The sequence below is a fragment of the Sphingosinicella soli genome (assembly GCF_014199685.1).
In the GTDB taxonomy this organism is placed as follows: Bacteria; Pseudomonadota; Alphaproteobacteria; order Sphingomonadales; family Sphingomonadaceae; genus Sphingosinicella; species Sphingosinicella soli.
The window spans coordinates 88,162-101,267 of record NZ_JACHNZ010000007.1 but is presented as its reverse complement, the minus strand read 5'-3'; the positions used below and the strand labels follow the sequence as shown (position 1 = coordinate 101,267).

The 13,106-nt window shown below is 66.9% G+C and carries 13 protein-coding genes; 6 read left to right on the top strand and 7 right to left on the bottom strand.

Annotated features, from left to right (window positions below; all coding sequences use genetic code 11):
• Window positions 1–407: 407 nt before the first annotated feature.
• The 3 genes from GGQ98_RS04565 to GGQ98_RS04555 form a co-directional block, all read right to left on the bottom strand.
• A complete protein-coding gene (locus tag GGQ98_RS04565; RefSeq protein ID WP_184065799.1) occupies window positions 408–1,709 on the bottom strand; it encodes a DNA-packaging protein in 1,302 nt (433 codons plus the stop codon).
• A 32-nt stretch (window positions 1,710–1,741) separates the two neighbouring features.
• On the bottom strand, window positions 1,742–2,209 hold the full coding sequence (locus GGQ98_RS04560) for a hypothetical protein (RefSeq protein ID WP_184065777.1): 468 nt from the start codon (window positions 2,207–2,209) through the stop codon (window positions 1,742–1,744).
• 394 nt (window positions 2,210–2,603) lie between these two features.
• Complete coding sequence (locus GGQ98_RS04555) at window positions 2,604–3,080, bottom strand: DUF6456 domain-containing protein (RefSeq protein WP_207791249.1); 477 nt, start codon at window positions 3,078–3,080, stop codon at window positions 2,604–2,606.
• An 89-nt stretch (window positions 3,081–3,169) separates the two neighbouring features.
• Here GGQ98_RS04555 and GGQ98_RS04550 point away from each other — a divergent pair, with 89 nt between their 5' ends.
• Window positions 3,170–3,733 carry a helix-turn-helix domain-containing protein gene (locus tag GGQ98_RS04550; protein WP_184065775.1) on the top strand — a complete coding sequence of 188 codons (564 nt, stop codon included), beginning with the start codon at window positions 3,170–3,172 and terminating at the stop codon, window positions 3,731–3,733.
• Between the two features lie 54 nt (window positions 3,734–3,787).
• On the top strand, window positions 3,788–4,930 hold the full coding sequence (locus GGQ98_RS04545; RefSeq protein ID WP_184065772.1) for an acyl-CoA dehydrogenase family protein: 1,143 nt from the start codon (window positions 3,788–3,790) through the stop codon (window positions 4,928–4,930).
• A 6-nt stretch (window positions 4,931–4,936) separates the two neighbouring features.
• Here the strand turns inward: GGQ98_RS04545 and GGQ98_RS04540 are convergent, their stop codons facing one another.
• Both GGQ98_RS04540 and GGQ98_RS04535 read right to left on the bottom strand, forming a co-directional pair.
• The gene (locus GGQ98_RS04540) at window positions 4,937–6,310 is read right to left on the bottom strand and encodes a glutamate--cysteine ligase (RefSeq protein ID WP_184065769.1); all 1,374 of its coding nucleotides are present in this window, start codon (window positions 6,308–6,310) and stop codon (window positions 4,937–4,939) included.
• A gap of 54 nt (window positions 6,311–6,364) precedes the next feature.
• Entirely contained in the window at window positions 6,365–7,099 is a 735-nt protein-coding gene (locus GGQ98_RS04535; RefSeq protein ID WP_243451692.1) for a 16S rRNA (uracil(1498)-N(3))-methyltransferase, read from the bottom strand.
• A 30-nt stretch (window positions 7,100–7,129) separates the two neighbouring features.
• On the opposite strand from GGQ98_RS04535, the gene ubiA reads away from it, so the two are divergent.
• Together ubiA and GGQ98_RS04525 are read left to right on the top strand one after the other, a co-directional pair.
• Entirely contained in the window at window positions 7,130–8,065 is a 936-nt protein-coding gene (ubiA, locus tag GGQ98_RS04530; RefSeq protein ID WP_184065764.1) for a 4-hydroxybenzoate octaprenyltransferase, read from the top strand.
• A 33-nt stretch (window positions 8,066–8,098) separates the two neighbouring features.
• Window positions 8,099–9,445 carry a TldD/PmbA family protein gene (locus tag GGQ98_RS04525; protein ID WP_184065761.1) on the top strand — a complete coding sequence of 449 codons (1,347 nt, stop codon included), beginning with the start codon at window positions 8,099–8,101 and terminating at the stop codon, window positions 9,443–9,445.
• Window positions 9,446–9,566: 121 nt separating this feature from the next.
• Here the strand turns inward: GGQ98_RS04525 and GGQ98_RS04520 are convergent, their stop codons facing one another.
• The gene (locus GGQ98_RS04520; RefSeq protein WP_184065759.1) at window positions 9,567–9,995 is read right to left on the bottom strand and encodes a CoA-binding protein; all 429 of its coding nucleotides are present in this window, start codon (window positions 9,993–9,995) and stop codon (window positions 9,567–9,569) included.
• Window positions 9,976–11,034, bottom strand: a complete 1,059-nt coding sequence (locus tag GGQ98_RS04515) for an Mrp/NBP35 family ATP-binding protein (protein ID WP_184065756.1) — start codon at window positions 11,032–11,034, stop codon at window positions 9,976–9,978. Before GGQ98_RS04515 ends, GGQ98_RS04520 begins: the two co-directional genes overlap by 20 nt.
• Window positions 11,035–11,122: 88 nt before the next feature.
• Between GGQ98_RS04515 and hflK the strand changes: the two genes are divergently transcribed.
• Together hflK and hflC are read left to right on the top strand one after the other, a co-directional pair.
• Entirely contained in the window at window positions 11,123–12,190 is a 1,068-nt protein-coding gene (gene hflK / locus GGQ98_RS04510; protein ID WP_184065753.1) for an FtsH protease activity modulator HflK, read from the top strand.
• A complete protein-coding gene (hflC, locus tag GGQ98_RS04505; RefSeq protein ID WP_184065750.1) occupies window positions 12,187–13,029 on the top strand; it encodes a protease modulator HflC in 843 nt (280 codons plus the stop codon). The genes hflK and hflC overlap by 4 nt, the downstream gene beginning before the upstream one ends.
• Window positions 13,030–13,106 lie beyond the last annotated feature (77 nt).

Genomic DNA, 13,106 nt, shown 5'->3' with positions numbered 1-13,106 from the left:
TCTGCTCTTCCGTAAACCTCAGTCGCTTCATCGTCCGTCCTTCCATCAGGGCCGGACTCTAATCACGCGTGGAGGAAAATCAGGGGGTCACGTCACCCCGGTTCGATCGTTTGCTTACCCACTTTCGCCCCCTAAAACAAATCGCCCCGGACATTGCCGGGGCGATTGTATAGTCGTCAAGAGAAAGCGAATCAGTGTCCGCCGAAGCCCTCGGCCCGGCCAACCGTTTGAATCTTCAACATTTCGATTCCTTCTCTACAAAATTCTTGTCAAACTTAGCTTCTCAGATTCGACGATTCAATAGCCCGCATCCAAAAGATGCGGCAAACAATCTTAACAAGCGATGACCCCGAATGTGGTTCCGAAAGTTTGTAAAGGACATTGCGTAGAAAGGCCTCCTACCAGTTTCAAACCACCCGAACCCCAGGCCGTACACTCTTCCCCATAAGCTCCCACACCGCCCACACCAGCGCATCGGCCCGGTCCGGCGATCGCCCCGGCCCTTCATAGCCGCCCCCGGCGATCAGCCCGCACAGTTCATCCTCCAGCGCCGGAAATGCCCCGGCATGATGCACGCGCCCGGCCTCGTACTGTGCCGCCACCGGCTCGGCGCGGATCGCCTTGCCGCGTGTGGCGCGCACAGATTTCACCGGCAGCGCGTCGTCCACGGCGGCGAGCACGCGTGCGACCATGTCGCCGCCGTTGTTCACCTCCGCGATCACCCGGTCGGCGCCGTGCCGCGCGGCGGCGCCGGAAACCGCGCGCGCCCAGCCTTCGGGCGACAGGCCCGCGACGCTCGCGTCCTCGATCACCACGATCGTGCCGTCACCAAGCAGCCCCGCCGCGACGATCCCGCACACCGATCCCGTGCCGTGCCCGGCGGGCGGATCGACGCCGATCACCACGCGCGCGAAGGCGTCCTGCGCCGCCTCCTCGCCGTTCACCGCCCGCACCCGGCATTGCTCGATCAGCGCGCGCGACCAGAGCGCGCCTTCCACCTCCTCGATCAGTTCGCCGTCCAGTTCCTGCCGCCCCAGCCGCGTGCCGCCGTAGGCCTCCGTCACCGCCGCCAGAAACGCCGCAGGCAGGTTCGCCGTATTCTCCGCCGTGCGCCCGCGCGTCACGATGATGCCCTGTTCTGCGGCGGCTTCGTCCATCAGCATCCGCACCAGCGGCACCGGGCGCGGCGTCGTCGTCAGCACCGCGCGCGGCGTCTTGCCCAGCCGCAGCCCCATGCGCAGGTTCATCCATACGTCGAGCCCGTGCGACCATTTCGCGATCTCGTCGCCCCAGGCGTGGCTGTGCTGCGCGCCGCGCAGCGAGTCCGGCTCGTCGGCCGAATAAAGAAAGCCGAGCGCGCCCGAGGGCCACGTCAGCCGGCGCAGAGAAGGCTCGAACGCCGGCCGCAGGATCGCGGGGCGCATGGTCATCAGCCCGGATTCGCCTTCCACCATCACGCTGCGCGCTTCATGCAGCGTGGCGCCCACGATGGCGATGCGCGCGCTGCCGTTTCGGGCGGCGTGCTGCACCCACTGGGCGCCCGTGCGCGTCTTGCCGAAGCCGCGCCCGGCCATCACCAGCCACGCGTACCATTCGCCCGGCGGCAAAATCTGCGTGCGCCGCGCCCTGACATACCAGCCCCCGGCCAGACGGTTGCGCTGCGCCTGATTATACCCTTCCAGCGCTTCGGCGCGCTCTTCGGGCGTCATCGCCTTCAGACGCGCCGTCAGCGTCGCCGCGCTCAAGCGTCCCGCCCCGCGCGGCGCGTCTCGATCTGCGTGACGCGCGCTTCCACGGTGCGGTAGATTTCCAGTTCCTCGTCGTCATCGTCGTCGGCGGCCACGAGCGCCGCATAGGCTTCCGGTCGGCGGCGGCTCAGCATGAACATCAGCAGCCGGTCGGAATATTCCGTGATGGTGACCGTCACGCCGCCGGCGCGCACCACGGTTTTCTGCACCCCGTTGCGGATGCGGTCGAAGGCGATCGCTTCCAGCTCGTCCATCGCGAGCGACAGCGCGTCGTCCCAGGCCCGCGCGAAGTCGGCGTCGCGGCGGCGCAGCGCATAGACGCCGCAGGCGCTCTTGCCCGCGCTCACGGCCGCAGCCCGCACATTCGCAGTCTCGGCGAGCGTTTTCAGGAAGAGCGTGCGGCGCCTGGGGGTCCATCCGTCGTGGCGCAGCGCGCGGCCCGTCGGTTTCGCATCCGGCATCCGATGTCCTTTCGAAAAAGGTGCTGCCGAGCCCCCGACACGAAAACGGCCCCGAAGGGCCTGAACCCCCGGAGCCGCAATTCCTCAGCGTGTCTGATCTCTAGCGTAGAGCGGTTCGCTCGTCAAGTATTATTTATCCTATCTGGTTATTTATGTCCCTTTTGGTCGCACCCTGGTTGCAATGCTTGGGCGGCTGAAGCACTTCGCGCATCGATCCGGGTCTGTCGTTCATCGGATCGTAATTTCATGCCGCGTATGAAGCGCTTATCGGGGCCGGGCAAAAAGAGGTTGAAATGAAAACGATCATTGCCTGCGCCTGTCTTCTGTTCATCGCCGCCGTCGGCGCGATGGCGATTCCGCCGCATGCAAGCGCGATCGCGCCGATCGCCGCCGATCAGACGCGGTAATAGTCCGCCACCCGGTCCAGCCCCAGGCACAGCACCACCTTTCCCGCGCGCGCCGGCCAGCCCATCGCCCGTTCCGCCGTTTCCAGCCCTTCGCCCAGGCACACGGTGCGCGTCAGCACATCCGCCAGCCCCTGCCCGGCGTGGGCAAGCGCGGCATCCACGCGCGTTTTCGCGCCGATCTGCGCCGTCGTCGGATCGGGCGCATCGGGCGCGGCGCGGCTGACTTTCGCTACGGGCGCGGCGTCCCACGCCATCGTCACGCGCGGGCCGCGCGCGGCGATCATGAAGTCGCGGCGCAGGCGCACGCCCGCCTCGAACTGGCGGTCGCTGATCTTGCCGCGCGCGTGCAGCCACGCGATCGGTTCCTCCGCGCGGTTGGCGTGGCGCGCGCCTTCCGTCGCGGCGCGGCGGTGCGCGGGGCTGTCTATGCTGTTCACGATCATGCGGTTGCGGGTTTCGGGCATCGGCGTCTCCCATTCGCGAGGTTGCGAAACGCCCTTGCCATCGCGCTTTGCCTGTAGGACAGTGAAAAATAACCCAATAGGATAATTTGATGCTCACACGCATCCGCGAGGTTCGTAAGGGCAGGGGTCTCACGCTGGCCGACGTGGCGGAGCGCTGCCGCCCGGCGACCACCCCCCAGACCATCGGCCGCCTTGAAACCGGCACCCGCACCGTTTCGGTCGGCTGGCTCAACCGCATCGCCGAAGCGCTCGGCGTCGAGGCCGCCGAACTCGTCACCCATCCCGAACGTCCCGACGTTCCCGTCGCCGCGCTGCTCGGCGCCGACGGCGTCCGCGCGCCCGCCACGTCGCAGACGCTGCTGCCGCCGCGCCCCTCCGGCGCGATGGTCGCGGTGCAGGTCGTGGCCGGTATCGGCGACTATCGCACCGGCGATTCGCTCTGGTGCGAACGGCTTGCGCCTGCCGAGTTCGAGCGCGCGCGCAACCGCGACGTGCTCGTCCCCCGCCCCGCCGGCCGCTTCGTGTTCGGGCGTCTCGTCGATCTGGACGGCCAGCACCTCGCGATCCTGCCGCTCGTTCCCGGCGCGCGGCAGCTCGTCGTGTCAGAAACGCCGTGGATCGCGGTCGGCGTCACATTGGTACGGCCACTTTAGGGAGTAGGCACTGAAATCCGCCGCCGCTACCCGCACCGCCGAAAGGAACCCGTCATGCTCGATACCGCCCGCCGCACCGCCTTCGACGAGGATCACGCCCTCTTCCGCGACAGCGTCCGCAAGTTCTTCGATCGGGAACTTCATCCCAACCTCGACCGGTGGGAGGAAGAGGGCATCGTCGACCGCAACTTCTGGCTGGCCTGCGGCAAAGCGGGGCTCCTTTGCCCGCAAGTCCCCGAAGAATACGGCGGTCTCGGCCTCGACTACCGCTACAACGCCGTCATAGGGGAAGAACTTTGCTACGCCGGTTCCTCGGCCGGCATCACCCTCCATTCCGACATCGTCGTCGACTACATCATCAACTACGGCTCCGAAGAACAAAAACGCCGCTGGCTCCCCGGCATGGTCTCGGGCGAGGTCATCACCGCGATCGCGATGACCGAACCCGGCGCAGGCTCCGACCTTCAGGGCGTGAAGACCACCGCGAAGCGCGACGGCAATCACTATGTCGTGAACGGCTCCAAGACCTACATCACCAACGGCCAGAACGCCGACCTCATCATCATCGTCGCCAAGACGGACCCGGCGCAGGGCGCGAAGGGCACCTCGCTCATTCTCGTCGAAGCCGACCGCGAGGGCTTCGCGCGCGGCCGCAACCTCGACAAGGTCGGGCAACATTCCGCCGACACCTCGGAGCTGTTCTTCAACGACGTCCGCGTCCCGATCACCAACTGCATCGGCGAGGAAAACATGGGCTTCATCTACCTGATGAAGCAGCTTCCGCAGGAGCGTCTGCAGATCGCACTCTCCGGCCAGGCGGTCGCGCAGCGGGCCTTCGACGAGGCGGTCGGGTTCACCAAGGATCGCAAGGCCTTCGGCAAGACCGTGTTCGATTTCCAGAACACCAAGTTCGTGCTCGCCGATCTTGCAACAAAGCTGCAGGTCGGCTGGGCACACCTCGATTGGGCGCTGAAGCGCCATGTCGAAGGCAAGCTCACCGCCGCAGAAGCCTCAGCCGCCAAGCTCTGGCACACCGAACTCCAATGGGAAGCCTGCGATGCTTCGCTCCAGTTCCACGGCGGCGCGGGCTATATGAACGAATACCCGATCGCCCGCCTGTGGCGCGATGCGCGCGTTCAGCGCATCTACGGCGGCACGTCGGAGATCATGAAGGAAGTCGTCAGCCGTTCGATCTGAAAGGCGTCAGAAACTTTCCTCGGCGTAAACCCGCGAAAGATCGCCCGCCCAGCGTCCATGATAAGCATCGAGAAGACGCTCGGCGGGCGTCTTGCCGCTTTCCACGATCTCGAACAGCGGCGCGAGGAAGATGGCCTCGTTGTCGCCCGAACTGTTGAGCCGTGCGCGGCGCGTCAGGCCTGCTTCGGCGATCGCGAGGATATCCTTGCCGAGCTGCTGGAAGGAACGCCCGCGCGGCCCTTTCGCCTGCAGCCCCAGCCTCGGCACCTCGTCGCGGATGCGGTGGTGGTCCTCGATCGACCAGTGCTTCACCGCATCCCACGCCGCATCGAGCGCGATGTCGTCGTAGAGCAGCCCCACCCAGAAAGCCGGCAGCGCGCAGATGCGATTCCAGGGCCCGCCGTCCGCGCCGCGCATCTCAAGGTAACTCTTGAGGCGCACTTCGGGGAAGGCCGTGGAGATATGGTCGTTCCAGTCGCCGATCGTCGCGCGCTCGCCCGGCAGCGCCGCGAGCTTGCCACCCATGAAGGCGCGGAAATCCTGGCCCGCAAGATCGACGTATTTTCCGTCCCGAACCGCGAAATACATAGGCACGTCGAGAATATAGTCGGCCCATCGCTCGAAGCCGAAACCGTCCTCGAACACGAACGGCAGCATGCCGGTGCGCGCGGCATCGGTATCGGTCCAGATATGGCTGCGATAGCTGAGGAAGCCGTTCGGCTTGCCTTCCGTGAACGGCGAGTTCGCGAACAGCGCCGTTGCCAGCGGCTGCAGCGCGAGGCTGACACGGAACTTCTTCACCATGTCCGCCTCGCTCGCATAGTCGAGGTTGGTCTGGATGGTGCAGGTGCGCAGCATCATGTCGAGCCCGAGTGACCCGACGCGCGGCATGTGGCGCAGCATGATCGCGTAGCGGCCCTTGGGCATGATCGGCAGATCGTCCCGGCGCTTGTCCGGCCACATTCCGAGACCGAGGAAGCCAAGGCCGAGTTCCTTGCCGACCTCCTGCACCTGTTTCAGATGCCGTCCCGTTTCGGCGCAGGTCTGGTGAAGATTTTCAAGCGGCGCCCCGGACAGCTCGAACTGTCCTGCGGGTTCGAGACTGACATTGCCGTCATCACCCGCCAGCGCGATCACATATCCGTTCTCTTCGATCGGTTCCCAGCCGAAGCGCGTCATCGCCATCAGAAGATCGCGGATGCCGCCCTGCTCGTCATAGGAGGGCGCAAGGTGATCGCTGGTGCGATACACGAACTTCTCATGCTCGGTGCCGATTCGCCAACGCTCCGCGGGCTTGCAGCCGCCCTCGAAAACGCTCAGCAAATCGTCTTTTGACTCGATAGGAAGGATATCGCCTTCACCGGCCTTGCGCGTGCTCATGGCGAGCGCTTAGCCGTCCTCGCGGCCGTACGCCAGAGAGGAAATGAGCGAGGCTCAGGCCCCCTGCCAATCCCCCGACATCGCCTGCCAGACGGAGATCGCCGCCGCTGCCGCAGTATCCGCTCTGAGGATGCGCGGGCCGAGTGATACGCGCACGCATTGTGGGAGGGCCCGTACTGCCGCGCGCTCGGCATCGTCGAAGCCGCCCTCGGGGCCGATCAGGATCGCGGCGGGCGCTGCGATGCCGGGCAGTGCTTGCGCAATCGGCTCGCCGCCTTCCTCGTCGCAGAAGATCAACTTGCGGTCCTCCGGCCAGCCTTCAAGCAAGGTGGCGAGCGATACCGGTTCGGCAAGCTCCGGCAGCGCCGTACGTTCGCACTGTTCGGCCGCCTCAACCATATGCGCGCGCAGCCGGTCGAGCTTCAGATTGCCCACGACCGTCCGCCGCGTCACCGTCGGGACCAGCCTCGCTACACCCAGCTCGCAAGCCTTTTCCGCCAGCCAGTCGATACGCCCCGCCTTCAGCGGCGCTGCGCAGAGCCAGAGGTCCGGCACCGTCTCGCGCGGCTTGAGCAGCGCCTCCGCGCGGACGACCACCTCGCGCTTGCCGACCGCGGCGATCACCGCACGCCACTCGCCGGTGCGGTCGTCGAAGAGCCTGACGCCGTCGCCTTCGCGCAGTCGCATCACGCGCGTCAGATAGTGCCCGGCCGGTGGAGGCAGCGGCAGCGTCCTCCCCGCCGCGAGCGGCGTGTCCACGAACAGGCGCGGGCCTGCCTTGCTTGACAATGATCGATCACCCATGCTGACCCCGCTAGCATGGAGACCCCGCCCCTGACCACGCCGGAGACGACCGATCGCGTGACGCCCGATGCGGTCGCCGGCAGCTGGGTCGAAATGCTGCCCCGATCGTGGAAACCCTACGCCCGGCTGGCGCGTGCCGACCGGCCGATCGGCGCCTGGCTGCTGTTCTGGCCCTGCGCTTGGGGCGTCGCGCTGGCGGGCGGTCTTCCGCAGGAAATCTATCTTGTGCTGCTGTTCCTGATCGGATCGTTCGCGATGCGCTCGGCGGGCTGCGTGTACAACGACATCATCGACCGCGATCTTGATGCGAGCGTCGCACGTACCCGCAGCCGCCCGCTCGCAAGCGGCACGGTTTCGCTGACAGTTGCATGGGTGCTGCTCGTCGGCCTGTCGCTGATCGGCCTCGTCGTGCTGATCCAGCTCGGGGGCTTCGCGCAGGTGGTTGCACTCGGCTCCCTGCTGCTGGTCGCAGGCTACCCGTTCATGAAGCGCATCACATGGTGGCCGCAGGCGTGGCTGGGTCTCACCTTCAACTGGGGGGCGCTCGTCGGCTTCGCTGCCGTTGCCGGCATGCTGCCGCCTGCTGCGGTCGCGCTCTATGCGGCGGGCGTTTTCTGGACACTCGGCTACGATACGATCTACGCGCTTCAGGACATCGAGGATGATGCGCTTGCCGGGATCAAGTCTTCGGCGCGGCGGCTCGGCGGCAATCTTCGCGCGGGTGTCGCGATCTTCTATGCCGCCGCTATGCTGCTGCTGGGGGCCGCACTCCTGCTCACCGCGCCGCAGCAACCGCTGGCGCTCGCCGCGCTGATCCCGGCCGCGCTCCATCTGCTTTGGCAGGTTCGCGCGCTCGGCGGGGCGGACACGGTGCGCGCGCTGCGGCTGTTCCGTTCCAACACGCTGACGGGCGCGCTCCTGTTCGCGGCCTGCCTCGCGGCCGGGCTTTGACGGGCGCGCGCCAAGCGCTTATGCGCGGCTACCATGCTTGATCCAAACGCTGCACTCGACCGCCTCGACCACGCCATCGCCCACGCAAAAGCGCTCGGCGCCGATGCCGCGGACGGAGTCTACTTTGGCGACATGTCGTCGAGCGTGCATGTAAGGCTCGGCGAACTCGAGGATATCGGACGTTCGGAGGCCGAAGAGATCGGCATTCGCGTCTTCATCGGCCAGCGCAGTGCCAACGTGTCTTCATCCGACCTTTCCGCCGCCGCGCTCGCCGCCGCCGCCGAGCGTGCGGTCGCCATGGCGCGCGAGGCGCCGGAGGATCGCTACGCGGGGCTTGCCCCGGCGGAGCGGCTCGCGAACGGCCCCTGGCCCGCGCTGGACATTGACGACGGCGCCGACATTCCGGTCGAGGCGCTGCGGGCGCGCGCGCTTGCGGCCGAGGATGCGGCGCGCGCCGTGGAGGGCGTCAGCAATTCGCAGGGCGCGTCGGCCAGCAGCGGCCGCGCGGTCTATGCGCTCGCCACCTCGCATGGCTTCGCGGGCGCCTATTCGGGGAGCTCCTACGGCGTTTCCGCCTCGACCATCGCGGGAACCGGCGACACGATGCAGCGCGACTATGCGTATCACAGCGCGCGGCACGATGCCGATCTGGACGCGCCCGAAACCGTCGGCCGGCGTGCAGGCGAACGGGCTGTCGCACGCCTTTCGCCCGCGAAACTCGCGACCGGCGCCATGCCGGTGGTGTTCGATCCGCGCGTCGCGGGCTCGCTGCTCGGCCATCTTGCGGGCGCGATCAGCGGTACGGCCATCACGCGCGGCACGAGTTTCCTGAAGGACGCGCTCGGCGAGCAGATCTTCCCGCAGGGCGTATCCATCGCCGACGACCCGCTGCGCGCGCGCGGCCTCCGCTCCCGGCCGTTCGACGGCGAAGGCCTGCCGACAGCGCGCATGCTGCTCGTCGATGCCGGACGCCTCACCGGCTGGCTGCTCGACAGCGCATCGGCGCGGCAGCTGGAAAGCCGCCCGACCGGCCACGCTTCGCGCGGGGTTTCCGGCCCGCCGGGCGTTTCCACGACGAACCTGTACATGGAGGCGGGAACGCTGAGCCGCAGCGCGCTCATTGCGGACATCCGGCGCGGCGTGCTCGTCACCGAACTCATCGGCCAGGGCGTCAACGGCGTGACGGGCGACTACAGCCGGGGCGCTGCGGGCTTCCTGATCGAGGACGGCGAGATCGCGGGCGCCGTCGCCGAGATCACGGTGGCGGGCAACCTCAAGTCCATGTTCCTGAATCTGACCCCGGCGGACGACCTCGTCTTCCGCCATGCCGTGAACGCCCCGACGCTGCGCATCGAGGGCATGACCGTGGCGGGCGCCTGATCCCTCACAAGTAGAGGAAGTGGAGGCAAACGACGGTTTTTTCCGGTCGGGCCTGCGCGCGGATTTCAAAGAACCCGCAAGGCTTGCACAGGCTTTCCTATTCCGGAAGCCCCGTCCGCCGTCAGCCGACCTTCGGCACGCCGAGGCGGGGAATCGCGCGGGCGGGGCAATCGTCCATCACCACCTTTAGCCCTGCGGCTTCGGCTTTGGCGGCGGCAACGTCGTTGATGACGCCGAGTTGCATCCACACCGCCTTCGCGCCGATCCCGATGGCCTCGTCGACGACCGGCCCGACCGCGTCGGAGCGGCGGAAGATATCGACCATGTCGACGGGCTGGGGAATTTCGGGAAGCGAACCGTAGACGGTTTCGCCGTGAAGCGTGGAGCCAGCAAGTGTAGGGTTCACAGGGATCACGCGGTAGCCGCGCCCCTGCAGATACGCCATGACGCCGTGGCTCGGCCGGTCGGGCCGGTCGGACGCGCCGACCATCGCGATGGTGCGCGTGGCGGTGAGCAGGGCGCGAATGTCTTCATCGGATGTCAGCGGCACGGGACGTCTCCTTCAGGGCTTCCTGTATCTGAACGGCGATGTTGCGGAAGGCGTTCCCTGCCGCATCGCCCTTGAGCGCGATCGGCGTGCCCGCATCGCTTGCCTCGCGTATGCCGATCTCGAGCGGGATGGCGCCGAGGAAGCGCAGCCCCATCGCAGCCGCTGCGGCTTCCGCGCCGCCGTGGCCGAAGATGTGGCTTTCATGGCCGCATGCCGGGCAGTGGAAGGTGGACATGTTCTCGATCATGCCGAGGATGGGCACGCCGACCTTGCCGAACATCCCGACCGCTTTCTTCGCATCGATGAGCGCAAGATCCTGGGGCGTCGAGACGATCACGGCGCCGGCGAGCGGCACCTTCTGCGCCATCGTGAGCTGAATGTCGCCCGTGCCCGGCGGCAGATCGACCACGAGGACATCGAGCGGTCCCCAATCGGTCTGCGTCAGCATCTGCATCAGCGCGCTCGACGCCATCGGCCCGCGCCACACGACGGCGCGGTCCGGATCGGTCATCTCGCCGATCGAGACGGCCTTCAACCCGTGCACCTCGGCGGGCTGGATGCGCTTGTCGCGCAGCGTCAACCGTTCCTGACGCCCCATCAGCATCGGCACGGAGGGTCCGTAGATATCGGCATCGAGCAGCCCGACCTTCAGCCCCCGCGCGGCGAGCGCGACGGCGATGTTCGCGGCCACGGTCGACTTGCCGACACCGCCCTTGCCCGAACCGACCGCAATGATCGTGCGGATTTCCGGAAGCGGCGCGGGGGCGGTGGGGTGCGGGCCCTGCGGCGCATCGCCGCGTTCGGCCGTGGTGATGATGCGCGCGCCCTCCACGCCCGGTACGGACCGCAGCGCCGCATCGATACGGGCTTCGAGCGTCTTCGCGTCATGTGCCGAAAGACCGTCGGTGGCGAGCACGAGCCCGGCCCGCCCGCTTCGCAGCACGATGCCCGATACGCGCCCGGCGCTGACGATATCCTTGCCCGATACCGGGTCCGCCAGCCGTGCAAGCGCCGCGCGCAATTGCTCTTCGCCCGCCATTTTCGCTCCTTGGTGGTCAGCATCTCTCGCAAATTTCCAGAGGCGTCCGTATATAGGCAGCTCATTGGAAGCAATCGACAGGTAACGAATGCCTTGGCAGATCAACAATAACAGCTCCGGGCCCTGGGGCAGCGGCAGCGGCAACGGGCCGCGCAACCCCTGGGGCGGTGGTTCCGGGGGCGGTTCCGGTGGTGGCTCGGGCGGCGGAAACGGCGGGCGCGGCGGCGGTGGCGGCGGTCCCGATTTCGACGATTTCATCCGGCGCAGCCAGGAGCGTCTTCGTTCGGGGCTCCCCGGCGGCCCGAAAGGCGGCGCGTTGCCGTGGGGCTATATTCTTCTCGGACTCGTGCTTGTCTGGGTTGCTTTCTCGTCCTTCTATCGCGTGGTGCCCGAAGAACGCGGCGTCGTGCAGCGGTTCGGCGCCTATTCCCGCACGACGGGCCCGGGCATGCACTTCAAGCTGCCGGCGCCGATCGAAACGGTGACCAAGCCTGCGGTGGAGACGGTGGCGACGATCGAGATCGGAAGGCCCAACGAATCGAGCGAAAATCTGATGCTGACGGGCGATCAGAACATCATCGACATCGCCTATGCGGTGCGCTGGAAAATCAAGGATCCCGTGCAGTTCCTGTTCCAGCTCGCCGAGCCGGAGACGACGATCCACGAGGTCGCCGAATCGGCGATGCGCGCAGAGGTTGCCCGTGTTCCGCTCGACGCCGCGATCGGGCCGCAGCGCGCCCAGATCGCCGAGCAGGTGCGTGTGCGCACTCAGGAAATGCTCGACAGCTACAAGGCGGGCATCGACGTGGTCGGTGTCGATATCAAGCAGGCCGACCCGCCCGCCGCCGTCGATACGGCCTTCAAGGACGTGTCCGCCGCGCAGCAGAACGCCGAGCAGTACCTGAACGAGGCGCGGCGCTATTCGCAGTCGCTGCTGTCGCTGGCGCAGGGGCAGGCGGCGGCCTTCGACGCGGTGTACGCGCAGTATCGGCTTGCGCCCGCCGTGACGCGCAAGCGCATGTATCTGGAGACGATGGAAGAGGTGCTCGGCAAGGTGGACAAGACGATCATCGAGGCTGACGGCGTCGTGCCCTATCTGCCGCTGCCGGAGGTGCGGAAACGCGCCGTCGCAAACGCCGCGGGAGCTGCGCAATGACCTTGCTGCGCAATCCTATCGCCCTCGTCGGCCTCGCCTTCCTTGCGCTGATCCTGATCACCACGTCGCTGTTCACCGTTTCGGAATCGCAGCAGGCGATCATCGTGCGGCTCGGCAAGCCCGACAGGATCGTCAACCGCTACAACGCCGACGACCCCTTCGGCGCGACCGGCGCCGGGCTGACGCTCAAGGCGCCGTTCATCGAAAACGTGGTGTGGGTCGACAAGCGTATCCGCGATCTCGACATGCCGCAGCAGGTGGTGCTTTCCACCGATCAGCTGCGCCTGGTGGTCGATGCGTTCGCGCGGTTCCGCATCATCGATCCGCTGCGCATGTACCAGACCGTGCGATCGGAAGACCGCGTCGCCGACGAACTTTCGCGCATTCTCGGTTCGCGCCTGCGCAACGAGCTTGGCCGGCAGACGTTCGCGACATTGCTGAGCCCCGAACGCGGCCAGTTGATGGACACGATCCAGGAAGCGGTGAATCGCGAAGCCAGCCGTTACGGCGCGGAAATCGTCGACGTGCGCATCAAGCGCGCCGACCTGCCGCCCGGTGATCCGCTGCAGTCGGCGTTCCTGCGCATGCAGACCGCGCGCCAGCAGGAGGCCGAATCGATCCGCGCACAGGGCCGCAAGGAGGCACAGATCATCCGCGCCGAAGCCGACGCCGAAGCCTCGCGCGTTTACGCGCAGTCTTTCGGCAAGGACGAGGACTTCTACGCGTTCTACCGCGCCATGCAGGCGTATCGGACCACGTTCAGCGACGGCAACGCCAGCGTGATCCTGTCGCCCGACAATGAATTCCTGCGCGAGTTCCAAGGGATGCGCGGGCGCTGATCCGTATCGATAGCACTTTCGCCCGCACCCGTTCGCGCGGATGCAGGCGGGAGACACGGGGGACACGATTGTATTGA